The sequence below is a fragment of the Amycolatopsis sp. DG1A-15b genome (assembly GCF_030285645.1).
GTDB lineage: Bacteria > Actinomycetota > Actinomycetes > Mycobacteriales > Pseudonocardiaceae > Amycolatopsis.
Map to the genome: position 1 here is coordinate 1,697,961 of NZ_CP127296.1, position 22,210 is coordinate 1,720,170.

The following is a 22,210-nucleotide window of genomic DNA, read 5'->3' on the forward strand; positions in this document are numbered from 1 at the left end:
TAATCAATTGGAGTGAATCCTTCGTGCGTAACCTTCGTATTGCCGGTATTGGCCTGACCGCGGCCGCCGCGCTGACCCTGACCGCCTGCGGCAGCAACGACACCGCTACCTCCGGGAGCTCGAGCAGCGCCCCGGCCCCGGCGCCGTCGTCTTCGATGGCCGCTCCCTCCTCCAGCATGGCGTCCGGTGCCGCCGACGGCGTGACCACCAACGCCGACGTCTTCGGCCCGGCCTGTTCCCAGCTGCCGCAGGGCTCCGCGCCCGGCTCGCTCGATTCGATGGGCCCGCAGCCGGTCGCCTCGGCCGCGTCGACGAACCCGCTGCTGACCAAGCTGGTCGCGGCGGTCAAGGCCACCAACCTCGTGGACACCCTCAACAGCCAGCAGGCCATCACGGTGTTCGCCCCGGCCGACCCGGCGTTCGCCGCACTGGGCGACGCCAAGTTCAACGAGCTCGCCGGCAAGCCCGCCGAGCTGTCGCCGATCCTGCAGTACCACGTCGTCGGCAAGCGCTACGACGCCAAGGGCATCGCGACGGCCGGCACGCTGGAGTCGCTGAACACCGCCGGTGGCCCCCTGAAGATCGAGGGTTCGGGCGAGAACATGACCGTCAACGGCGCGAAGATCCTGTGCGGCAACATCCCCACCAAGAACGCCACGGTTTTCGTGATCGACAAGGTGCTGACCCCGGGCACCAACAAGTAAGACCGAATTTCGGCCGCCGACGGACGGCCACCTCGGTTCCCAGCCCTCCTGGAGCCGAAGTGGTCGTCCTTCGCTGTCCGCGCCGTATACGAGCCCGGACAGCGACCGTGGTCTGGTGGCGGATCACCTGTGACGTGCAGGTCGCGTACCGGGCCCACCCCGGCGAAGCCACCGCGCAAACGTCTCACTCGCCACGGCCGTCCTGCCGCCCGTGATCACAGCCGGAAGTGGACGCGGAAGGTGGTGCCGTCGGTGCTGGTGTGGAGCCGGACCAGGTCGGACATGTGGTTGACCAGGAGGAGGCCGCGGTTGCGGTGTTGGTCCGGTGGGACGGGGTGCCGTCCGGCCAAGGGGTCGGTGAGGGTGCCCTGGTCGTGGACCTGGCACAGGAGGTGCCCGTCGGCGGTCCAGATCCGCAGCCGGCCGGTGCCGCCGCCGTGGTCGATGCTGTTGGTGACCAGTTCGGTGACGACCAGTTCGACGTCGGCGACCTGGTCCTGCGGCAAGCCTGCCTGGTGGGCGTGGGTCCGGGCGAGGTGCCGGGCCTGGGCGAGATTGGTGGCGTCGACGGTGAGTTCGGCGGCCTCGGCTGGTTCGGGCAGCGGCTGGTTGTAGCCGGCGATGATCGCTTCGGGGTCGTACGCGGCGCTGGAGCGCTGGCCGGTGCTGTCGATGAGCAGCGGATGGGTCGCTTCGGCGTCGGCCAGCACTGCCGGGGTGAGGTTCTGGGTGTCGTAGGGGCAGAGGATGGTGACGTCCCGGCCGGTGAACGCGAGGTTGATCAGCGCTTCGTGCTGGACGCAGGCGGGGTATTCGTGGGCGCTGCGGCTGGGCCAGATCGGTTCGCCGATGATGCGGACGTGCCGGTCGGGGTGGGTGTCGGCGAAGGCGCGCAGTACACCGGGGATGATCCGGCCGGGGTTGCGTCCGGCGATGCCCATGTCCATCAGGGTGATCCGGTCGGCGTCGGCGCCGAGTTCGGCGCGCAGCAGGGCGACGTTGGCCGCGGGGACCGACACGGCGACTGGTTCGCCCGCGGCGAGTCCGGACCGGATGAACGGGACGGTCCCGGCGAGGTACTCGTCGGCGTCCCGGTAGAACAGGGCCGGATGGACGAACGGCTCGTGACCGCGCGTCTTGACGGGCGTGCTCATGACACTTCCAGTTCTTCGATCACGATCGTCGCCGGTTCGGCGGGGTAGAGCAGTGACAACATCCTACGGAGGATCGCCGGGGGGCGGGTGAGCGTGAGCGGTGCCGCGGCGACCAGCATGGCAGTGCCGCGGGCGTCGATGAACGACAGCTGCGACAGATCCAGCCGGGCGGACGCACGGTCGGTGGTCGCGGATTCCAGCGCGCTCTGCCAGATGTCGCGGGTGCTCAGGTCGACGTCGCCGATGACCTTCACCCCGCGCTGATCCGGTATCCGGACCACCCGCAACTGGCTGCGATGAGAATCAGTCACCCGGCCAGCCTACGTTGCGCATCCGCCACCGGCAGACTTGCGAGTCTCTCCGCGGTGCGTCGCCCATACGGGTGAAGTCGCAATCCGCCGCCTGCGGCTCTGGCGCTGTCAGCCTGGCAGGAGAAGGCTGGCACCAAGTCACAGGACAGTGGGCTCCGGCCCGAGTGCCGATGGCCCAGGTTCGCGGCTTGCCGGTTCAACCCAGAGCCGGTCGGGTTCAGTCCAGAGCCCCCCGCGAACTGCCCTTCCCACTGGGCGGGATTCACCGCAGCCGCGCCACCAGGGACAGCCAGGCTTCTGCGTCCGCCCGGTTCGCGTGGATCGGCAGGACGCGGTCGAGTTGCAGCACCTGGATGGGCCGCAGGATGGCCCGTTGACCGGCGATGACTGCACAAGGCAGTCCGCGGGCGTGGGCGTCATGGACAACCTCGAGGAGGGCGGACAAGCCGCTCGAGGAGCAGAACGTGACGTGGGTCAGGTCGATGATCAGCGCCTCGGGGCGCAGCCGCAGCTCGTCGTGCAGCCGGTCCTGCATGCGCGCGGTCACGGCCAAGTCGACTTCGCCGGCGATGGCCACTGTGGTGTGCTCGTGGCGAGCGGTGACCATGACGGTGAGAGGGCGGGGGAGTATGGAAGCCGGCTCGCGCAAGCTGGGGGCGCGGGTGGCGTCAAGCATCGGAGGCCTCCTCGTCGACGGGAAGCCGGATCGGCCGTGAACTTCCCGCGGTGCGGGCCTGCCCTGGTGTGGGCAGACCGAAGAACTGCGGGCGGCTGCCGGTCTGAACCGCCGGCGCGCCACGAGGTGGCGAGTCAGGCGTGCCCTCGCGCGGCGGTGTGACACGCCTTGCCCGGTTCCGGAGCGTGATCCGGGACGGGCACGCTGGGGTAGTGCCCGATCGGTGGACACTTCAACCATCCAATGCCGTGTCCGGCCGTTCGCTCGCCGCCACGCTGCCTGCCACGCGGCAGCGTCCGCTGGATGCTCAGGCGCCGAGGCGGCTGGCCACGGACGCCGCCAGCTGGTTCAGCGTGGCCGGCGGATCGAGCTGCGCGAACTGCCCCAGCAGCTCCGCGGCCGCGTAGGCCTCCTCCGGTGACAGCACCGCCACGCACGGTTCCCGCCGTCCGTGCGCCCCTCTCGCCGTCGGTCTCACTCGATCGAGGAAATCTGTGCCGGCTGAGGTAGACATTCAACGGCGGGTGTGTGTAGTGTTCTTCTCGTAGCGAGAGAGACAACGTCAAGCAGGCGCGGGAGAGGACGTAACTACCCGCGAGGTGAGACAAGACGGTCAGGCAGCACGGAGCCGATCTGGGAACAAGGTTTCGGCTGGTGACCGGAAGCAGTACTTCGGGACCGAGGTTGTGAAGAGGTTTGACCGAGTAGTGCCGGTCCCGGAGCGGTAGTGCAGGACGCGGGCGGAGCGTGTGTGCCCGTGAAGATCAGCAGTTGTAGTTGTTGCTTGTTGTGGTTGTTTGTGAAGTGAAGTAGTTGCAGGACCGGTCAGGTGGCCGGAGCCGATCAATGTAGGGGGCTCCGGGCAGTGGCCAGCGGCGTCAGCGTGCTGGGACCGATCAGTGGAAGGGTTCCGGTCGTGGCGGTCGCAGCGAGAAGTGCAGTACCAGCAAGTGCAGTGGCAGTAGGCAGTAACTGGAATATCGAAAGAAGGAGCGGGAACCATCATTGGATCGCCCGCAGCGGTTGGGTTTTGCCGCGCGGGTGCCGCAGTTCCATCGAGTTCGGAGGTGGTGCTCGGTCACGAGTGAGCGATCCCCGCATGGTCCGGCTGTGTGCCGGGTGCGGGTGCAGGAAGCCGGCGGTCGCGCCGGTTGACAATGGTGTATACCCAACCCTTGAGGACCCCGGGTGCCGTGCTGGCACCCGGGGTCCTTTGTGATGTGGAGGTGGAATGATTCCTGACCAAGCAGGACCCGGCACGCCGAGTGCGGCCGACAAGTTCGACGACGAGAACTATCCCGGTTACACCATGGGCCGGGCCGCCGACATGCTCGGCACCACCCAGGGCTTCCTGCGCAGCCTCGACGAAGCCGGCCTGATCACCCCCCAACGGTCCGCCGGCGGGCACCGCCGCTACTCCCGGCACCAGCTGCGCCTGGCCGCCCGCGCACGGGAACTGGTCGATCAGGGCACGCCGATCGACGCGGCCTGCCGCATCATCACCCTCGAAGACCAGCTCCACGAAGCTCAGCGCCGCAACACCGAACTGACCACGAGCGACTGAATCCGACTCGGCACGCGGCCCCGCCGCGTGCCGATCTGCCGCCGAGCCCGCCACGCTGCGCGGCCCTCGCACGGATGCCCGACCACCGGCGCGCCACGCGAGTCCGGCATTCGATGGCGGCCCCGGGTAATCACACGCTGAGCTCCCGGTTGTACGTCACCGGAGGGCGTGGCGGCGGCGCGGAGCTGGCCCGTCAGCGCGCGCTGATCACGGGCCGTGTCAGGTGACGTGACCGGCTCGGCGAGCTGACGGTCGTTGTATCCGGCCCTTTTCGGGCGGGCCGGGTAGTAGCCGAACGTGAGCTCGGCGTGGTTCGGGAACGTCTCGCGGGCCCAGATGCCGACGCTGCTGCGAGGAAGTCGGGGCATCAGCCGCCAGGCCGTCTCCACCCGGTGGTGGCATCACCTCGCCTCGCACCCGGGACGACCGGCACCGGGCGAGGGCCACGGGTCGCCGTCGCCGACCGGGAGCGGTGCCGCGCGTGGTGGTCGGCGACGGCCGCGAATCCCGTCGGGCCCGACCGCCCGATAGGGCGACAGGCGCGGCCGCTGCCGCCGGCCGAGGACGGACTGTTCGGACCGTGTTCCCCGGCGTCGGGCGGGTTCGTCAGCTTGATCGGCTCGGTGGACTGATCCACGAATATCAGCAGGTCGCATAATGTGACACAGTTCTCGGCAGCCGGCCGGTCTGCTCGATGTGGTGGGTGAGCGCATCGTCGGTGGCGATCAGCTTGAACGGGAGTTCGCCGCTTCCGGTGTGCGCGCCAGGCGCCACGGCTCGACCGGTGACTTCCAGCTCCGTCCACGGCCGGGGAGTCGGGGACGGAACCGCATCGCCGCGACGACGCCGGATCCGGCTATGCCCGCCATGGCCACGAACGGCGTCCGACAGGGACCGAGGGCCAGCAGGGCGATACCCACCATCGTGACGGCGAGAACGGCGGTCTGCTGGGCACGCCGCACGCGTCCCGCTGTTGCTGTGCCCAGGACCGGGTCCTGGTTCGTCCTCACCCCCGGCCGTCCCCAGCGGGGGCACGTCGTGAGCGCAGCCGACGCTCTAGCGTCAGACCGACCACGCCCGCTTTGCCACAGGCGCGCTGAGAGGACGCTGAGTGCCCGTCCGCCGTGAACGCGCGGAGAGCAAGTGGGATGGCGTTAGCGTGCCGGCCGTGGACTGCGCCTCGCCGCGCTGCGACGACCTGGAGTTTTGATGCGCAAATCGTTGACCAGACGCCATTTCTTCGGCGTCGCCGCCGGAGCTTCGGCGTTGGCCGCCTGCTCGGCGCCGGACCAGCGTCCGCCGGTGGGTGCGGTGCCGTCGTCGCCTGCTCCGGTGAGCTCACCGCGTTCGACCGCACCACCGGCTTCGGCCGCGCCGTCGGGACCGGCCACCGAGGTGGCCCGCTCCGCTTCCGGTCGCCCGGAGATCGCACTGACCTTCCACGGCGCCGGCGATCCCCGGATCACCCGGCAGGTGCTGGACCTGGTGCGGCAGCACGGCGCGCACATCACCGTGCTGGCCGTCGGGACCTGGCTGGCCGAGTACCCGGACGCCGCGCGGATGGTGCGCGACGGCGGCCACGAGCTCGGCAACCACACCTGGAGCCATCCCGCGCTGGCCGGTTACCAGCCGGAGCCGATGCTCGCGGAGATCCAACGGTGCCGGGACAAGCTCGCCGAGGTGACCGGGACGCCAGGGACGTTCTTCCGGCAGTCGCAGGGACAGCACGCGACCGCGCAGGAGCTGATCGAGGCGGGCAAGGCCGGCTACGCGCGGGCGCTGTCCTACGACGTCGACTCGCTGGACTGGAAGGACCCGGGGCCGGCCGCGATCCGGTCCGCCGTGGCGCGGGCCCGGGCCGGCAGCGTGGTCAGCATGCACCTCGGGCACGCCGGGACGGTTGCCGCGCTGCCGGGGATCTTCATCGACCTGAGCGAACGGGGACTGACCGCGGTGACGGCGACGGAGCTGCTGAAGTGAGCCGTACCGGTCTGGGCTGGCTCGCCGCCGTCCTCCTCCTGCTCGCCGGCTGCTCGTCGTCACCGACGTCCGACGACGTCGGGATGTCCGGTATGCCGGGAATGCCTACCGCTGGGCTGCCGCACGAATCGACGCCGCCCGTTCCGGCCGGGAACCCGTTGCCCGGTATGCCGCCGGTCACCGACCTCCGCAACGTCGACGCCGCCGCCGGAGCCGGGAAGCTGTCGCCCGAAGTCGCCGGGGACAAGCCGCTGGTGTACGTGCCGCACAGCGGCTCCGGCGACGTCTGGGTGATCGACCCGGCCACCTACCAGGTGATCGCGAAGTACCCGGCCGGCAAGGAACTCCAGCACGTCGTGCCCTCCTGGGACCTGCGCACCCTCTACGCCACCGACGACCGCGGCGACCAGATCCTCCCGTTCGACCCCAAGACCGGCGTGCCGGGCAGGAAGATTCCCGTGATCGACCCGTACAACATGTACTTCTCCCCGGACGGCAAGTACGCCATCTCGGTCGCCGAAGCCCGCCGCAAGCTGGTCTGGTACGACCCGCACACCTGGCAGGTGCACGACGAAACCGCCGCCCCCGACTGTGCGGGCATCGATCACGCCGACTTCTCCGCTGACGGCCGGACCGCGGTGTTCACCTGCGAGTTCGCCGGCCGGGTGGCGGTCGTGGACGTCGTCACCCACAAGCTGCTGCGCATGATCGACATGCCGCACCGCAACGTCCGGATGGGACCGCAGGACATCAAGCTCGCCCCGGACGGATCGGTCTACTACATCGCCGATTCCGACGCCAACGGTCTCTGGGTCCTCGACGGAGCGGCGACCCGCGTGCTCCGCTTCATCCCGACCGGGAAGGGCGCGCACGGTCTCTACCTGTCGCGGGACGCGAAGCAGCTGTACGTGACCAACCGCCACGAAGGCAGCGTCAGCGTGCTGGACGCCTACACCGGCGCCCCGGTGACCGTCTGGCACATCCCGGGCGGCGGCAGCCCGGACATGGGCAACGTCACCGCGGACGGCACCCAGCTCTGGCTGTCCGGCCGCTACAACGGCGTCGTCTACGTCCTGTCGACGAAGGACGGGACGCTGCTGCGGACCATCCCAGTAGGCCGCGAACCGCACGGCCTGTGCGTGTGGCCCCAGCCCGGCCGGTATTCCCTCGGCCACACCGGCATCACCCGCTAGCCACGGTCCGGGCGCAGCGACCCGGTTCCTATTTGAGCACGCCGACCGCGCGGGCGATGACCAGCAGCGAGGTCAGCAGCGCCGCGACGCTCTGCACCGCCATCAGCACTTTGGCCCGTGAGGACAGTGGCATGGTGTCGGTGGGGCTGAAGGCGGTCGAGTTGGTCACCGACACGTACAGGTAGTCCACCAGTGTCGGCACCCAGTCGGCCTTCACGCTGGAGCCGGCGGCGACCTCCTCGACTGCGTCGTCGTTCTCGTCTTGGGAGAACCGGAAGTCGGCCAGCGGCAGGCTCGCGCGGCTGGACTGGGTGCGTTTGACCGGGCCACCTCGGTCCAGCTCCCAGTAGGCCAGGCCGAACGCGATGACGTTGGTCAGCCAGACCTGGAGCGCACCCAGCAGCAGGTCTTGGCCGCTGCCGGCCGCGCCGTCGACGAGGTCGTGGATGAGCAGCGCGAGTGCCACCAGGTTGCTGACCGCGATGACCACGACCAACGCCAGTGACAGGACGCGGGAAAGCCGGGTCTGCCGGGTGACACGCTTCGGGTTGATCGCGACCAGCGGGACCAGCAGCACGAACTCCAGAGCGGGCACCACGAACCGGGGGCCGACCAGCAGTTGTTCCGGCAGCGCCAGGTAGAGCGAGATGGCGACGAGGGTCGCGACGACGGCCGGCAGGCGGGCCTCACCGCGGCGCTGGTGGCGGGGATGACGGGTGCGGGCGTCGGCCCGGTTGACTGACATGGAGGCGGCTGCTCCTCGTGGGCGGCCGCTGACCGGCCGGTGTTCGTCGGGGGCGCCAGCCTAACGTCGAACGCGCCCTGACCGGCGCTGAACCCGGTCGGGTGGCGATGGCGATCGCGTAGACGACGAGGGAGTCCGCGCGGAAGAGTGGTTGAGGCGGTCCAGATGGCTAACTGAGTCACTACCCGGTTACCGGTAGCTTGGCGACGTGGCCGAACCCGTGTCCCAGAACGCTCCCGAGGATGACCCCGATCGCTTCGAGGAGGGCAAGCCCCGGCTGTCCCGATCCGAGGAGCGCGGGGGATCCCGCCGGCGGCGAGCCGAGCCCGCCAAGAAACGGTCGTTCTGGAAGGAACTGCCGATCCTGCTCGTGATCGCCCTGGTGCTCACGATCCTGATCCAGACATTCCTCGCGAAGGTCTTCATGATCCCCTCGGGATCGATGGAGGCCACTCTGCACGGGTGTCCCGGGTGCACCGGCGACCGGATCCTGGTCGACCGGGTCACCTACGACTTCACCGAACCCTCCCCGGGTGACGTGATCGTGTTCAAGGGCCCGGCGACGTGGGACAACGAGATCGCGCCGCAGGAGTCGAGCAACATCGTCGTCCAGAGCCTGCGCGGTCTCGGCTCGCTGGTCGGGTTCGCCCCGCCGGACGAGCGCGACTTCGTCAAGCGGATCATCGCGGTCGGCGGCCAGACCGTCCAATGCTGCGACACCCACGGCAGGGTCGTCGTGGACGGCAAGGGGCTCGACGAGCCGTACGTCCACTGGGACAATCCGTCCAACCAGACGGAGCAGCCCTTCGACCCGGTCAAGGTCCCCGCCGGGATGGTCTGGGTCATGGGCGACAACCGCAACAACTCCAAGGACTCGCGGTTCCAGGGTGGCGGCGGCGTGAACGGGGCGGTTCCGGTGGACAACATCATCGGCAAGGCGCGGATCATCGTCCTGCCGCCGAGCCGGTGGGGCGGGATCACCGACCACAACCCGCAGCAGCCGGTGGCGCTGGGTGCGCCCGCCTGGCAGAGCGGCCTCCCGCTCGGCGCCGGGGTTGCGGCGGCCTGGCCGGCGTTGTTCCTGGGGCGCAAGCTCAAGTCCGGACTGCGCCGGGCGGCCGGGCAAAAACCCTAGTGCGACGGTCACCTTCGGGTTGACCGAGTGGATGATGCCGCTCGCCCGGCGGATCATCTCCACCAGCGTTTCCACGCCGCCCGCAGAGAAGCGGCGGTCGTTGCCCAGCACCCCACAGTTCGTAGGACTCGATCCGTCCGTGGTAGCGCTGGACGAGAGCGCGGACGAAGGCCCAGTCCGCGCGAACAACGGCCGCAGGCCTTGCCTCTCCGCGCCGCTGACGAGCCGGTCCAGCGCCGTCCAGCCGAACTCACCACGCTGGCGCTCGAGTTCCGACCGACCCGGAACGCCGGCATCGCGCGCCACCGCCGGCAGCATCCACGCTGGTCCCGAGACGCACTGCGGAGAGGTATCTCCTGAGTGGCGCGGGGCGATCATCGGCGCGGCCGGCAATGGAGCGGCCCATACAGCTCTCGCGTCGGCACTTCATAAGCCGGTGACTCCGCGCAGGATCGTCGGCTGGTTGGCAGCGGGGCCGCCGGTGGCGCGCCGGCTTCCGGGGACGGCTGGGGCACTCGGGCCTGGGCTACGCCCGCCAGGCGTGGCGGTTCCGCTTCAACGGCGCCAGTGGAGCCACCACGCCAAGGTAAGTTGGCACCTGGCCAGGACCCGGCACAATTGGAGGTTCTTCAGGTGAGTGGTGCGCTGGTGAAGCGAGCTGCGAACGCGGCCGGCGTGCTGGCCATCACGTGGGGTACCTGTTTTCTGATGACTTTGCCGGTCGGTCTCAGTGATCTCGGGTTTTCCCTGATCTTCGCGACCGCGCTGACGGCGGCGATGCTCCTCGTCGTCGGTCTCGGAATGCTGTTCAAGCGAGGCTGGGACGCGCTGAAGAGGCGATAGGCACCCGCCGCGGAGTCGAGCACGGCTCCGGTCGAACGCACCTTCGCCTGGCCCAAAACGTCCATCGCCCGCGCACCCGCACCGAACGACGAGCCGACGTGCACCGAGCCGTCCTCAGCCTGCGCCGTGATCTGCCTCCGCAAACTCACTCTGAACCGAGTCCTTGGCTCACGATCAGCTGACGGGCGAGATCGACGATCGGCCGGACGCTGGTGTCGTAGTTGCCGAGCACGACGGCGACCCAGCCGGCGTCCGGGAACACGTCGAGGTTGTTCGATCGGCCGGGGCCGCCGCCCGTGTGTCCCACTATGCGGTGCGCTCCCGCGATTGCCTCGACCTGGCCGTACCCGTAGAACTGCCCCTGTGGCAGGTCGGCCGGACTCACGGCCTGTTTGCCGGTGGTGGCCAGGTTGGTGAACGCGGGGTTCAGCAACCCGCCGCCGTGCAGGGCGACGGCGAAGCGGAGCAGATCCCGCGCGGTGCAGTACGCACCGGTGAACGGGCCGCCGACGTACGGGAATCCCGGCAGGGTGGTGGCGTCGACGCGCGTGCCACCGGGTTGGGTCGCGTAGCCCAGGGCGATGCTGTCGTCGGCGCGGATCTGAGGCTTTGCAAAGAAAGCCGAGTTGGTCATACCGGCCCGGGCGAACACGTGTTGGCGTATGTAGTCGTAGAAGGACAGCCCGGACACCGCGGCGACGATGGCACCGAGCACGAAGTAGCCGTCGTTGCTGTAGCCGAACTGGCTGCCCGGCGTGAACCGCAATGGCAACGTGCGCAGGTAGGCCGCCATACCCTGCCACACATCGTCGACGCTGTCCCACGTGTCCTCGTCGGCCGGTCGTTGGTTGGTCAGACCGGGCCGGCCGACGCCCGCGGTGTGCGTCAGCAGCTGGTGCACGGTCGCGCGGGAGACGTCGGCGGGGAACCCGTCGAGATAGGTGCCGAGCGGCTGGTGGAAGGCCACCGCGCCCTGCTGTGCGAGCTGTGTGACGGCCACCGCTGTGAGGCACTTGGTGATCGACGCGAGGTCGAAGCGGGTGCTCGATGCGTTGGGGAAGCCCGGTTTGGCCGGCCCGTGGAACCTGGTCAGCACCGGGTTGCCCCGGTGGGCCAGCAGGACCGCGCCGGAGAACTGGCCGGCCGCGGCCCGCTCGGCGACGAACCGGTCGAACCTGCCGCCGGGCAACAGATCGCGCGACACGGCGCCGGACGGGGTCGCGTCGCCGGGGACGCCGGTGGCGAGCAGACCGGCGGCGGCGCCGAACAGCCCGAAGACAGACCTTCGTGTGGTTTGCATGGAAATTCTCCTTACCTGGTAAGCGATTCGTAGACAGCGGTGACGACGTCAGCCTGAGCGACACCGGCACGGTCCTGTAGTGCCATGGCTTCCGCCGCCGATCCGACCGTCATGTCCATGAGCTGCGAGAACACCACCAGCCGCCCGTCCGGCAGGACGAGGTAGCCGGCCAGCGCCTTGTGCAGCTCGGTGCCGAGGAAGCCCGTGCCGGTCTTGGCGAACGTGCGGCCGGCGGCGGGAGAGCCGGGCGTGGTGTCGGTGAGCGTGCCGTCCCGGCCCAGGATCGCCATCGCGTCGCGGTACGCGGTGAAGTACCGCTGCCGCGCCATGTGCCGCAGGAACTGGACGAAGAAGTCCGGGCTGAACGTGCCGCTCGTCGGGTCGACCGGCTCGAGGCCGGCCCGCTCGAACAACGCCGCCTGGAGACGTGCGCCCGCGGCCTCGGCGTTGTCGGCGTCGCGCCCGGCGATCGCGCCGACGAGGTAGGGAAAGTACACGGTGTGCACGTTGGAGCTCAGCTTGAGCATGACCTTCGCCTGCTCCGCCAGCGGCGGTGACACGTGCTCGGCGAGCAGGCGGCGCGACCCGTCCCCGGTTCTCTCGTTCGCGATGTCGACGCCTGCCTCGGTCAGCGCCTGTACGAAGGCGATCTCGGCAAAGCGGACCGGATCCGGCACGAAGTACGGACACGCGACAGGCTGACCGCCGGCCTGGATGTCACCGGTGAGCCGCACGACCTGCGTGCCGTCTGGGTTGGTGGCGACCGGTGTGAACGTCAACCGCCGCGCCGGCCGGTCGACCGTCGTGACCTCGTTGATCACGGTGACGTAAGAGGTCTCCGGCCATCTCCGCAACTCGGCGCGACCAGGCGTCACGACCACGTCGACGACGTTGTCGTTGACCATCATGGGAGATACCGGGATCGGGCCGAGGCCGTTGAAGATGTCTTCCTGTCCCTGCCGGAACAGCGAGGCGTCCACCCGAACCCGGCCGGCGACGCGCCGGACACCGCGAAGCCGCACCTGACGGGCGAGCTCGCGAAGTTGCTGGAGGGGGTCGCCCGGGATGGGCCCGGTCGCGCTCCCGTAGGTGTGGTCCGGGTCCGGCAGCGCGATCGTGCCGTGTGGCCGGAGCCGGGGCCCGAGCACGAGGTCGCCGGCGGCCACCAGGACCAGGTCGCCGTCGAGAACGCCACGGCGGACGGGACCGTGAGCGTTCACCCGGGTCCGGAACCGGTGCGAAGGTCCGAGCGCGTCGAAGGCCGACCCCGCGATGAAGACCTTGAGCGAGGACGCGGGCAGGAACCGCTGGCCCGGGTTCAGCGCGTAGACCGGCTCGTCCGTGTTGTGAACGTGGAACCGCATGCCCCAGCGCGACCCGGCCAGCTCGGGCCGGGTGATGATCTTCTGTATCCGTGCGGTGAGTGCGGGTTCTGCGTGGGCGGCGGCTCGAGTGGACAGCAGACCGGCGGTGGCGACCGCGGCGGCGCCGAGCACGGTTCTGCGTGAGTGCTGGTTCATGATCGCCAGAGGTACGCGGCAAGGGGTTGCGTGGCGGTTACAGCACCGACGTAACCGCCACGCAACGTCGGTCAGGGCAAGCTCGCACGCGTGCGAGTACTGGTGATCGAGGACGACGCAGAGTTGGCCGAGACGATCGGGGCGGGGTTGCGTCGCGAACAGATGGCCGTGGACGTGGTGTTCGACGGCGCGACCGGTTTGGAGCACGCGCAGACGGCCGGCTACGACGTGATCGTGCTCGACCGCGACCTGCCCGGCCTGCACGGCGACGATGTGTGCGCGCGACTCGTGGCGGACGGGTGCCGAGGCAGGGTGCTGATGCTGACGGCCGCGGCGACGATCGAGGACCGCGTCGACGGCCTCGGCCTCGGCGCCGACGACTACCTGCCGAAACCGTTCGCGTTCGCCGAGCTGGTGGCGCGGCTGCGCGCGTTGTTCCGGCGCGCCCAGCCCGCCGTGCCGCCGGTGCTGGCACACGCCGGCCTGGTGCTCGACCCGTCGCGCCGCGCCGCCGGCCGCGACGGCCGTCCGCTGGACCTCGGGCCCAAGGAGTTCGGCGTGTTGGAGCTGTTGCTGGCCGCGCAGGGCCGGATCGTGCCGGCGGAGGAACTGCTGGAACGGGTGTGGGACCAGATGGCCGACCCGTTCACGACCGCGGTGAAAGTGACCGTCAGCCGGCTGCGCCGAAAACTGGGCGACCCGCCGGTCATCGAGACCGTGCCGCAGGCCGGCTACCGGATCGGGCCGTGAAGCGCGGAACGGTGCGGTGGCGGCTCACCTTCGTCTACAGTGGACTTTTCCTGCTGTCCGGTGCCGCACTGCTCGTCATCACCTACCTGTTGGTGGCAGGTGGTTTCCCGGTCATCCGGCTTCAGGACGCGCCGGACGGCGACGGGATCGTGCGGCTCTGCGCGCAACCGGACGGTTCGGTGGCCACCGACGGCGACTTCACGGCCTGCGCGGAGAAAGCACGCGCGTTGATGACGACGCAGCAGGGCGAGACGGTGCGCCGGCTGGTCCTGCGGTCCGGCGCCGCGCTCGCGATCATGACGGTGGTGTCCGTCGGGTTGGGCTGGATCATGGCCGGACGGGTGCTGCGTCCACTGCGGACCATCACCGCGGCCGCCCGTGACATCTCCGCGGGCGATCTGCACCAGCGACTCGCGATGACCGGCCGGCAGGACGAGATGAAGGAACTGGGGGACACGTTGGACGGATTGCTGGCCAGGCTGGAGGCGGCGTTCGACGCGCAACGCCAGTTCGTGGCCAACGCCTCGCATGAACTGCGCACCCCGTTGACCCGTCAGCGAACCCTGCTGGAGGTGGCGCTGGCCGACCCGATCCCGACCACCACCGGCTTGCAGACCGTGTGCCGCCGCGTGCTCGCGGCAGGCGAGCAACAAGAACGACTCATCGAAGCGCTCCTGACCTTGGCCCGCAGCGAACGCGGTCTCGATCGCCGGGAACCCCTCGACCTGCGGGCAATCACCGGCTCGGTCGTCGAAGCTCGCCTCGCGGAGGCGCAAGCGCGATCGGTCAGCGTCAACACCGACCTGGTACCCGCCCCGGTCCTGGGCGACGCCCGCCTGGCCGAGCGCATGGTGGCCAACCTGGTGGACAACGCGATCCGCCACAACTTCCCGGGCGGCACGGTCACCATCACGACCGGCGCCGGTACCGCCACCGTGACCAACACGGGCCCGATGATTCCTGCCGACGAGTTGGACCAACTGTTCCAGCCCTTCACCCGGCTGACCGGCGAACGCGTCGCCGCCCCCGACGGCCTCGGCCTGGGGCTCCCCATCGTCGCCGCGATCGTCGCCGCCCACGAGGGTCACCTCGACGCCCGCCCGCTGCCCACCGGCGGCCTGACCGTGACCGTCCGGCTCTGGGCTGATGCTGCTGGCGAGTAGTCCTCCCTGACGGCCCGCGGAGCGTGTCACGCCGAGGACCGGCGACCGCGTTCCCCGGGAGGAGCCTGATGGGGTATGGCTGGGTGAGGTGGTGTCGGTAGGCGTAACGGACGGCTTGGGCGCGGTCGGCGGCGCCGATTTTGGCGTAGATGTGGTTGATGTGGGTTTTGATGGTTGTTTCGCTGACGAAGAGTTGTCGGGCGATTTCGGTGTTGGAGTGTCCGGCGGCGAGTTGGGTGAGGACTTCGGTTTCGCGGGTGGTGAGCCCGTCGGGTGGTGTTGACGGTGGCGTGTCTGGGGGGTGCGCGGCTGCGGCGAGCAGGCGGGCGTGGACGGTGGGGTCGAGGACGGCTTGTCCGGCGGCGACGGTGTGGATGGCTTGGGCGATGCGGTCGCGGCCGGCGTCTTTGGTGAGGTAGCCCAGTGCGCCGGCGCGCAGGGCGTCGAGGATGGAGGTGTCGTCGCTGTAGGTGGTGAGCACGACGATTTTTGTGGCGGGGTGGTGGTCATGGATGCGTCGGGTGGCTTCGATGCCGTCGACGCCGGGCATGCGCAGGTCCATGAGCACCACGTCGGGGGCGTGTTGTTCGACGAGGGAGAAGGCCTGGTCGCCGTCGGCGGCGGCGCCGACGACGGCGATGTCGGGGAGGAGGTCGAGCAGGGTGACGAGACCCTCGCGGACGGCGGCTTGGTCGTCGGCGACGACGACGCGCAGCGTCGGGTTGTCAGGGGTGGTCATGTCGGTAGCCGCAACTGCAGGCTCCAGTCGGTTGCGTCTTGTCCTGCGATGAGTGTGCCCCCGAGCAGGGTGGCGCGCTCGGCCAGCCCGGGCAGCCCGTAGCTGCCGCCGGTAGCGCCGAGTGTGCTCCCGTCGGCGGTGGTGCTGGTGGGGTTGGTGATGGTGACTGCGACGTTGTCGTGGTGGTAGTGCACGTGCAGGGTCACCGGCTGGCCGGGGGCGTGTTTGCGCGCATTGCTGAGGCCTTCCTGCGCGGTGCGGTAGATAGTGAGGGCGGCGTTCGCCGGTAGCGGGCGGGGCTCGCCGAAGATGGTGAGTGTGGCGGTGTCGTTGTGGTGGTCGGCGACCAACGCGGAGAGTTGGTCGCCAAGAGGTGGGGCGTCGTTGCGTAGCGCGCCGATGGCGCGGCGGGTTTCGGTGAGACCGTCCACGGCCAGGTGCCGGGCGCGTTGGACGTGGTGTCGGGCTCGTGGTGTGTCGGTGTCGGCCTCGAGGAGTGCGTCGGCGGCGTCGAGTTGCACGGCCACTGCGCCAAGGGAGTGCGCGAGCACGTCGTGGATCTCGCGGGCGATGCGGGTGCGTTCGTCCAGTGCGGCGGCCCGGGTTTCGGCGGCGGTGGCGATGCGGGTTTGGGTGAGCAGTTGCTCGGCCTGGACGAGGCGTTGTTTGTACTGGCGGCGGTTGAATCCCGCGAGGGTGATCGCCACGAGTCCGCCGGAGTAGCCGGCGAAGGCCACCCACTGGTGGTTGATCGTCGCGGTGCCGACGGCCGCGACGAGGACGCCGGCGGCGGTCAGGGTCGTGGCCAGTGCGGGTGTCAGCTCCACGGCTGCGGTGAACGCCCCCATACCGGCCAGGGCCAGCGCCGGGGGCATGGGGGCGATGCTCATGAGCAGGCCACCTGCGGTGACCAGCGCCCCGCCGGCGGCGGTCGCGGTGAGGGTGCGGTGCCGATTGTCGAGATATACGGTGACGGTCCTGACCAGCCAGCCCAGGCATGCGACCACGACGCAGATCAGCACGGCCAGTGCCTGACCGTGAAGACCCAATCCCGGTGTGCGGGCGTCGATGCCGTAGACGATGCCGCCGAGTCCGGCCAGGCTTACACCCAGCCGCACCGGCCACCATCGCCGTGGCACCCATTGCCCCGTTATCACCACCGCCGTCGCTCCTTTTCTGCATCTGCCGTAGCGCAACGACCAGGGGGAGACCGATAGCGGTGGTCAACGCCGTCGGCGCCGCCGAATCTTGAAGGCCATCACGCCCACCACGGCGAGGACAGCCACGGTCAGCCACACCGCGATTGGCACACCGGACAACAGGCCAGTGGCGGCCAGCAAGGATCCGATCAACATGGGTGGTGCTCCTTCGATGGTCACTATCGCGTCGGCATAACCGTTGATGAGGACGCTACGAACAGCGCCCGGGTGTGTCGTCGGTTCGCGGTAGGAAACCGCGGTGGAGATTTCTCCGGCAGATATCCACCCCGATCTCCACCTCCAGCACGAGGACACCCCGCCCGGAAACCGGCTAGCGTCACCGCCGATCGCCTCAGTGACCGCACGGGATCAGGGAGGGTGTGATGGCGAGCATGCATGCCACATCGGCGCCGGTCAGGGCGGTGCGGACCCCGGCGGGGGATCCGGCCTGGTCGGTCAGCGGCCACGCCGAGGTGCGGGCGCTGATCGCTGACTCGCGTCTGTCGTGGACCACGAGCGCGGCGGGTGCCTCCCGCCACTCGCAGGCGCTCGCCGCACAGACCCCGCCGGTCGATTTCCACGAGGTGATGTCATTCCCGCTGCAGGAGCTGGTCTCCGAGGTGGTCAAGCCGGCCGATGTGGAGGCCGAACGCACCACCATTCCGGCCGAGGGCGCCGCCTCGCACAACCGGGTCGCGCTGGACCAGCAGCTGATCGACCAGCTCCCGCAGATCGTGCAGCAGGCCGCGCGGGGCCTGTCCGGCGCGAGCGTCACCGTGCTCAACGGCACCGACGGGCTCGGCGATCTCACCGCCGGCTTGGTCAGCCAGGGGCGGCGGATCTTCGACTCGGTGCGGCAGAACCTCGGCAACGACGCGCCTGGTACGGCGCCGGCAGTGCGCCAGGAGGGGGACCGGTGACCGACGTCCTGATCGCGGGCGCCGGACCCACCGGGCTCACGCTGGCCATCGAGCTGGCCCGCCGGGGCGTCGACGTGCGCATCGTCGACCGAGCCGGCGAGCACTTCCCCGGTTCGCGCGGCAAGGGGCTCACCGCACGCACCCAGGAGGTGCTGGACGACCTCGGTGTCGCCGACGAGGTGCTGCACTACGGGTTCCGGCACCTGCCACACCGGCGGTACCTCGACGGCGACCTGGTTGCCGAGGCCGACCCGCACGCCCAGCGGACATCCACACCGGATCGGCCCTACGACGGCGGGCTGCTGATCCCGCAGTGGCGGATCGAGCGGATCCTGCGCGCCCGGCTCGCGGAGGACGGCGTGCGGGTGGAACTGGCCGCAGGCCTCGCCGAGTTCAGCCAGTCCGCGAACGGTGTGCATGCGGTGCTGGATACCGGCGAGCGGGTGGCTGCGCGCTACCTGGTCGGCTGCGACGGCGGCCGCAGCACCGTGCGCAAGGCACTCGGCGTGCGCTTCGAGGGCGAGAACGGGGAGCAGGCCATGCTGCTCGGGGACGTCGAGCTCGACGGGCTCGAACCGGACGCCTGGTACCAGTGGACCGTCCGCCGGCGCGGGTTCCTGGCCCTGTGCCCGTTCCGCCACGAGCGGTCGTGGCAACTGCAGGCCGTGCCGTTCAGCGACTTCGGCGCGGAGGGCAGCCTCCCCGAACCCTCGCTGCCGTACTTCCGGCGGATCGTGGACGATCTCGCCGGCGGGCACGGCATCCGGCTCTCGAAGGCAAGCTGGCTGTCCACGTACCGGGTGAACGTGCGGATGGCCGACCGGTTCAGGGTGGGCCGGGTGCTGCTGGCCGGCGACGCGGCGCACGTGCATCCGCCGGCCGGCGGCCTCGGCATGAACACCGGCATCCAGGACGCGTACAACCTCGGCTGGAAGCTCGCCATGGTGTGTTCCGGCGCGCGGCAGTCGCTGCTGGACAGCTACGAGGAGGAGCGGCTCCCGGTCGCCTCGTGGACGCTCGGCGTGAGTGCCGAGGGGCTGCGCAGGGTCGCGGAGCGGTTCGTCAACGGTGGCAGCACGGACATCGCGGACGGCGCGCCTCCGGACGGCCAGCAGCTCGGGCTCGGCTACCCGGCCAGCTCGCTGTCCGTCGGCGGCGACGCCGGGAATGGACCGCGCGCCGGTGATCGTGCGCCCGACGCGCCCTGCGTGGACAGCTCCGGCACGCCACGGCGGCTGTTCGACGCCTTCCGCGGCCCGCATTTCACCCTGCTCGGCTTCGGCGAGTCCTGCGCCGGTCCACTGCAGGACGTCGGCACCGCCCACAGTGGACTCATCAAGCCGGTGTCGGTCGGCACGCCGGGCAGCGGTGCCGATCTGGTGGACGTCGAGGGGCACGCGCGAACCGCGTACGGCGTCACCGGGGAGACCCTCGTCCTGGTGCGGCCTGATGGCTACCTCGCGCTGCGCGCACCCGGCGCGAGCAGGACTGCCGTGCGGGACTACCTGGACCGGGTCGGCGTCAGCCCGAGCGCTTGACCGCCGAGACGTCGATGTCCAGGGTGACCTTGACTTCATCATCACTGTCACCACGAGGAGCCGATGGCGGCTCGGGGTGGGTACGCGGAAGCTGTTCCAGCTTCGGGCAAAGGCCGTATCCGGACGAGCTGCCGAGCTGAGTATCGTCACCCTTTGTGGGGGAAGCATGCCGGGGCGTCGGGTCGTGAAGCGCCCTGATCTGATGCTCTGCTGGTTCATCGTCGCGGGCGTGGTCCTGTCGCCGGTGTACAACACGGCTTTGGTGCGTTCGCAGCTCATCGGCGACGCGCCGGTGGGGCCGTCCGGCAGCGTGGCCGTGCTGTGCGCCGGGCTGGCCCTGGCGTGGCGCGCGACGCTGCGACGGGGGCACCTGCGCGCCGACCCGGCCACGCTGACCTGGGCGGACTTCGACGGCTGCCGCCCACGGGTGCTGACGCGGCGGCTGTTGGGCGGCTGGGCCGTGCGGTTCGCCGCGGTGGGGTACTTTTTCGTGGTCGCCGGGGTGCTCATCGGGTTTCCGTCGGGTCAGGCGGTTTTCCTGTATCTCGCCGTCGCGGCCCTGGCGCTCGTGATGGCTCGGCGGCCGGCAATGCGCGGTGAGGCCGTGCTCCCCCTCGTGCCGGCGGTGCTCGGGGCGTTCCCGATCGGGCCACTGTGGATTTTCGCGGTGGTGGCTCTTGTTGCCGCGCTGGTGGTGGCTTTTGCACCGTCTGCCGCTGTGACGGTGTCACGGCCGGAGCTGGTCCGGGCTTTTGGCGAGCGGATGGCTGAGCGCACCGCCACGGCGTTCCTCGACGTCTGGGCCCTGCTGCCCGCCGGCCGGCCTGTCCCGCGGGTCCGCCTGTCGGGCCGTTACCCGGCGTTGCGTTATGTCGTGGTGGGGACCCTTGCGCGCCGCCATGCGCTGGGGTTGCCGGTGTTCCTAGCCCTCGCTGTGACCGCCGTGCACGCGACGTTTCCCGCGCTGTCGTCCGTATGGCTGCTCGGACTCGGCGGCTACCTGGCCCTGCTGCCCTTCGCGGCGCCGATCGCGCAGCTGCACCGCGTGCCGGCGCTGCGCCGGTGGCTGACGACGTCCGAACCCCGGCTGCGGTTGACGACGGCGTCGGTCTTGGTGGTTCTCGCGGTCTTCTGGACTTCGGCGGTGGTTCTGCTGGGCGTGCCGGTGTCGCTCGCGTCGCTGGTCGCGGTGCTGGTGGCCGCGTACGCCGTGGTTCGCTCTGTGACCCGCGGCCCAGTTGATTTCAGCGCGATGAACCTTACGCTGTACGAGGGCGTCCTCATCCCGACAGGCCTGGTGCGGCAGCTGGCGCGCGGCCCGGACCTGCTCGTATTCGGGTTGCTGATCTGCGGGTTTCTGTCCTAAGAGATGCGTAGGCAGAGGATCGCGCGAGCGATGCTGAGGATGGCGTGGTGGATGTCAGCTCGGCGTTCGGTGCGGGTGCGCAGCCTGCGGAAACTTGAGCCAGGCGAAGGTGCGTTCGACTGGCCAGCGGATCTTGCCCAGGCCGGAACCATGTTCGACGCCGTGCCGGGCGATCATCGGGCTCGGAGCAGGCGCCCGCCGGTCAGTGTGACGGCCGGCGGAGTGCCGGGCGGTGACCCTGCGCGCGGTCGACGGCCGTCCGTCACAGCCGGTCGCCGGCCTGCGCGACGACGCGTTCGGCCCGGCGCGGGGTGCGTGCCGCGCAGGGGTCGTGCTTCACGTCAGCGACGAGCGGGTCGAGCCCCGCCAGCCGCACGAGTTCGGGCCCGACGGCCTGGCCACCGGTCGGCAAGGAAGCATCAGGCGCCGCTCCTCGACGGTCAGCGGCGTGGGCGGGTCGAAGCAGCCGGACGCGGCCGCCGCGGGAGCGGTCTGCGCACCGCCCGTGCCCGCTGTCGAGCCGGTGTTGCGGTCGGGTGAGCGCTCGACGGGGGATGTCGCGAGTTGAGCCTGATGCAAGCGCCCCTCGTGGACGAGCCGGCCGAGCTTGACCTTCTTGGCCTTTGACCTCAGCGACGCGGAGTTCGGGCGTCGTCGAAGGCGTGGTCCGGTTCGTGGCGGTTGACGGGCATTGACTAGGGGTTGGCCCTAGCGAATACTGCGTCGATGGGCACTGACTCGCCGCGCGCATATCGGTCGAGCCGACGGGAGGCGCAGGCGCGGACCACGCGGCGACGTGTGGTCGAAGCGGCGACGGCGGTGTTCCTCGAACGCGGGTTCGCGGGCGCCACGATGCGGGCGATCGCCGGCCGGGCGGGGGTGTCCGTGCCGACCGTGGAGCTGGCGTTCGGCACCAAGGCGCAGGTGCTCAAGGCGGCGATCGACGTCGCCATCGCCGGCGACGACGAACCCGTGCCCGTCCTGGAGCGGGGCTGGACCGACGCCGCGGTGTCCGCGGCGACGGTCGGTGAATTTCTCGACGTCGTGTCCGATGTGCTCGGCTCCGCCCAGGAACGGTCGGCGGGGCTCGTTCTGGCGGTCTTCGAGGCGGCGGCCACCACCCCCGAACTGGCCGGGCTTGCCGAGCAGATGACCGCTCAGCGGGTTGCCACGGCCGCCTGGATCGTCGACCAGCTGGCCAGCCTGGGGGCGGTGAGTGGCGGTTTCACCAGGCAGGAGGCCGTCGACACGGTGTGGATCCTGATGGATCCCGCGGTGTTCGATCGGCTCACCCGTCGTCGTCAGTGGACGCGCTCACACTACCAACGCTGGTTCGCCCACTCGCTTGTTCGGCTCCTGACCGGCGGCAGCACGACGTCAGATTCCCTGTGATGGCAAGGAGGCTCTCGA

22 protein-coding genes and 1 pseudogene are annotated in these 22,210 nt (G+C 70.0%); 12 read left to right on the forward strand and 11 right to left on the reverse strand.

Going from position 1 to position 22,210, the window contains the following annotated elements:
- Positions 1-23: 23 nt before the first annotated feature.
- Complete coding sequence (locus QRY02_RS07905) at positions 24-704, forward strand: fasciclin domain-containing protein (protein WP_285990841.1); 681 nt, start codon at positions 24-26, stop codon at positions 702-704.
- 215 nt (positions 705-919) lie between these two features.
- Here the strand turns inward: QRY02_RS07905 and QRY02_RS07910 are convergent, their stop codons facing one another.
- The 4 genes from QRY02_RS07910 to QRY02_RS07925 form a co-directional block, all read right to left on the reverse strand.
- Complete coding sequence (locus tag QRY02_RS07910; RefSeq protein ID WP_285990842.1) at positions 920-1,858, reverse strand: anti-sigma factor RsbA family regulatory protein; 939 nt, start codon at positions 1,856-1,858, stop codon at positions 920-922.
- Positions 1,855-2,169, reverse strand: a complete 315-nt coding sequence (locus QRY02_RS07915) for an STAS domain-containing protein (RefSeq protein WP_285990843.1) — start codon at positions 2,167-2,169, stop codon at positions 1,855-1,857. Before QRY02_RS07915 ends, QRY02_RS07910 begins: the two co-directional genes overlap by 4 nt.
- A 262-nt stretch (positions 2,170-2,431) precedes the next feature.
- Entirely contained in the window at positions 2,432-2,845 is a 414-nt protein-coding gene (locus tag QRY02_RS07920) for an STAS domain-containing protein (protein WP_285990844.1), read from the reverse strand.
- A 307-nt stretch (positions 2,846-3,152) separates the two neighbouring features.
- Positions 3,153-3,278 (reverse strand): hypothetical protein, encoded by a 126-nt coding sequence (locus tag QRY02_RS07925; protein ID WP_285990845.1) that lies wholly within the window; start codon positions 3,276-3,278, stop codon positions 3,153-3,155.
- 798 nt (positions 3,279-4,076) lie between these two features.
- Between QRY02_RS07925 and QRY02_RS07930 the strand changes: the two genes are divergently transcribed.
- The 3 genes from QRY02_RS07930 to QRY02_RS07940 all read left to right on the forward strand — a co-directional run bounded on the left by QRY02_RS07930 (position 4,077) and on the right by QRY02_RS07940 (position 7,582).
- Positions 4,077-4,409 carry a helix-turn-helix domain-containing protein gene (locus tag QRY02_RS07930; protein ID WP_285990846.1) on the forward strand — a complete coding sequence of 111 codons (333 nt, stop codon included), beginning with the start codon at positions 4,077-4,079 and terminating at the stop codon, positions 4,407-4,409.
- Positions 4,410-5,618: 1,209 nt separating this feature from the next.
- The gene (locus QRY02_RS07935; RefSeq protein WP_285990847.1) at positions 5,619-6,389 is read left to right on the forward strand and encodes a polysaccharide deacetylase family protein; all 771 of its coding nucleotides are present in this window, start codon (positions 5,619-5,621) and stop codon (positions 6,387-6,389) included.
- A complete protein-coding gene (locus QRY02_RS07940) occupies positions 6,386-7,582 on the forward strand; it encodes a YVTN family beta-propeller repeat protein (RefSeq protein WP_285990848.1) in 1,197 nt (398 codons plus the stop codon). Before QRY02_RS07935 ends, QRY02_RS07940 begins: the two co-directional genes overlap by 4 nt.
- A 28-nt stretch (positions 7,583-7,610) precedes the next feature.
- Here the strand turns inward: QRY02_RS07940 and QRY02_RS07945 are convergent, their stop codons facing one another.
- Entirely contained in the window at positions 7,611-8,327 is a 717-nt protein-coding gene (locus QRY02_RS07945; RefSeq protein ID WP_285990849.1) for a hypothetical protein, read from the reverse strand.
- A gap of 208 nt (positions 8,328-8,535) precedes the next feature.
- Here QRY02_RS07945 and lepB point away from each other — a divergent pair, with 208 nt between their 5' ends.
- Complete coding sequence (gene lepB / locus QRY02_RS07950; RefSeq protein WP_285990850.1) at positions 8,536-9,462, forward strand: signal peptidase I; 927 nt, start codon at positions 8,536-8,538, stop codon at positions 9,460-9,462.
- Positions 9,463-10,095: 633 nt separating this feature from the next.
- Complete coding sequence (locus QRY02_RS07955; RefSeq protein ID WP_285990851.1) at positions 10,096-10,305, forward strand: hypothetical protein; 210 nt, start codon at positions 10,096-10,098, stop codon at positions 10,303-10,305.
- Between the two features lie 145 nt (positions 10,306-10,450).
- Here the strand turns inward: QRY02_RS07955 and QRY02_RS07960 are convergent, their stop codons facing one another.
- Together QRY02_RS07960 and dacB are read right to left on the reverse strand one after the other, a co-directional pair.
- Positions 10,451-11,605, reverse strand: a complete 1,155-nt coding sequence (locus QRY02_RS07960; RefSeq protein ID WP_285990852.1) for a serine hydrolase domain-containing protein — start codon at positions 11,603-11,605, stop codon at positions 10,451-10,453.
- Positions 11,606-11,616: 11 nt separating this feature from the next.
- The gene (gene dacB, locus QRY02_RS07965) at positions 11,617-13,125 is read right to left on the reverse strand and encodes a D-alanyl-D-alanine carboxypeptidase/D-alanyl-D-alanine endopeptidase (protein ID WP_285990853.1); all 1,509 of its coding nucleotides are present in this window, start codon (positions 13,123-13,125) and stop codon (positions 11,617-11,619) included.
- A 90-nt stretch (positions 13,126-13,215) separates the two neighbouring features.
- Between dacB and QRY02_RS07970 the strand changes: the two genes are divergently transcribed.
- Together QRY02_RS07970 and QRY02_RS07975 are read left to right on the forward strand one after the other, a co-directional pair.
- Positions 13,216-13,875, forward strand: coding sequence for a response regulator transcription factor (locus QRY02_RS07970; RefSeq protein WP_285990854.1), 660 nt, complete (start codon positions 13,216-13,218; stop codon positions 13,873-13,875).
- A complete protein-coding gene (locus QRY02_RS07975) occupies positions 13,872-15,038 on the forward strand; it encodes a HAMP domain-containing sensor histidine kinase (RefSeq protein WP_285990855.1) in 1,167 nt (388 codons plus the stop codon). Before QRY02_RS07970 ends, QRY02_RS07975 begins: the two co-directional genes overlap by 4 nt.
- Positions 15,039-15,114: 76 nt before the next feature.
- Here the strand turns inward: QRY02_RS07975 and QRY02_RS07980 are convergent.
- From QRY02_RS07980 to QRY02_RS07990, 3 genes and pseudogenes are all read right to left on the reverse strand, one after another.
- A pseudogene (locus tag QRY02_RS07980) lies at positions 15,115-15,777 on the reverse strand (response regulator transcription factor); the annotation flags it as partial.
- Positions 15,774-16,895, reverse strand: a complete 1,122-nt coding sequence (locus tag QRY02_RS07985) for a sensor histidine kinase (RefSeq protein WP_285990856.1) — start codon at positions 16,893-16,895, stop codon at positions 15,774-15,776. The pseudogene QRY02_RS07980 and the gene QRY02_RS07985, both read right to left, overlap by 4 nt.
- A 105-nt stretch (positions 16,896-17,000) precedes the next feature.
- Positions 17,001-17,132, reverse strand: coding sequence for a hypothetical protein (locus QRY02_RS07990; protein ID WP_285990857.1), 132 nt, complete (start codon positions 17,130-17,132; stop codon positions 17,001-17,003).
- 227 nt (positions 17,133-17,359) lie between these two features.
- On the opposite strand from QRY02_RS07990, the gene QRY02_RS07995 reads away from it, so the two are divergent.
- From QRY02_RS07995 to QRY02_RS08005, 3 genes are all read left to right on the forward strand, one after another.
- Complete coding sequence (locus tag QRY02_RS07995; protein ID WP_285990858.1) at positions 17,360-17,896, forward strand: flotillin family protein; 537 nt, start codon at positions 17,360-17,362, stop codon at positions 17,894-17,896.
- A complete protein-coding gene (locus QRY02_RS08000) occupies positions 17,893-19,434 on the forward strand; it encodes an FAD-dependent oxidoreductase (protein ID WP_285990859.1) in 1,542 nt (513 codons plus the stop codon). Before QRY02_RS07995 ends, QRY02_RS08000 begins: the two co-directional genes overlap by 4 nt.
- A gap of 184 nt (positions 19,435-19,618) precedes the next feature.
- Positions 19,619-20,800 (forward strand): hypothetical protein, encoded by a 1,182-nt coding sequence (locus tag QRY02_RS08005; RefSeq protein WP_285990860.1) that lies wholly within the window; start codon positions 19,619-19,621, stop codon positions 20,798-20,800.
- Positions 20,801-21,062: 262 nt separating this feature from the next.
- On the opposite strand, the gene QRY02_RS08015 is transcribed toward QRY02_RS08005, so the two are convergent.
- Positions 21,063-21,212, reverse strand: coding sequence for a hypothetical protein (locus QRY02_RS08015; RefSeq protein WP_285990861.1), 150 nt, complete (start codon positions 21,210-21,212; stop codon positions 21,063-21,065).
- Between the two features lie 314 nt (positions 21,213-21,526).
- Here QRY02_RS08015 and QRY02_RS08020 point away from each other — a divergent pair, with 314 nt between their 5' ends.
- On the forward strand, positions 21,527-22,192 hold the full coding sequence (locus tag QRY02_RS08020; protein WP_285990862.1) for a TetR/AcrR family transcriptional regulator: 666 nt from the start codon (positions 21,527-21,529) through the stop codon (positions 22,190-22,192).
- The last annotated feature ends 18 nt before the right edge of the window (positions 22,193-22,210 follow it).

What these genes read in the sequence shown, in the direction of transcription:
- QRY02_RS07910 (WP_285990842.1), bottom strand. Translation starts at nt 1,858, where the DNA reads ATGAGCACGCCCGTCAAGACGCGCGGTCACGAGCCGTTCGTCCATCCG.
- QRY02_RS08020 (WP_285990862.1), top strand. Translation starts at nt 21,527, where the DNA reads ATGGGCACTGACTCGCCGCGCGCATATCGGTCGAGCCGACGGGAGGCG.
- QRY02_RS07945 (WP_285990849.1), bottom strand. Translation starts at nt 8,327, where the DNA reads ATGTCAGTCAACCGGGCCGACGCCCGCACCCGTCATCCCCGCCACCAG.
- QRY02_RS07920 (WP_285990844.1), bottom strand. Translation starts at nt 2,845, where the DNA reads ATGCTTGACGCCACCCGCGCCCCCAGCTTGCGCGAGCCGGCTTCCATA.
- QRY02_RS07990 (WP_285990857.1), bottom strand. Translation starts at nt 17,132, where the DNA reads ATGTTGATCGGATCCTTGCTGGCCGCCACTGGCCTGTTGTCCGGTGTG.
- QRY02_RS07995 (WP_285990858.1), top strand. Translation starts at nt 17,360, where the DNA reads ATGGCGAGCATGCATGCCACATCGGCGCCGGTCAGGGCGGTGCGGACC.
- QRY02_RS07960 (WP_285990852.1), bottom strand. Translation starts at nt 11,605, where the DNA reads ATGCAAACCACACGAAGGTCTGTCTTCGGGCTGTTCGGCGCCGCCGCC.
- QRY02_RS07930 (WP_285990846.1), top strand. Translation starts at nt 4,077, where the DNA reads ATGATTCCTGACCAAGCAGGACCCGGCACGCCGAGTGCGGCCGACAAG.
- dacB (WP_285990853.1), bottom strand. Translation starts at nt 13,125, where the DNA reads ATGAACCAGCACTCACGCAGAACCGTGCTCGGCGCCGCCGCGGTCGCC.
- QRY02_RS07935 (WP_285990847.1), top strand. Translation starts at nt 5,619, where the DNA reads ATGCGCAAATCGTTGACCAGACGCCATTTCTTCGGCGTCGCCGCCGGA.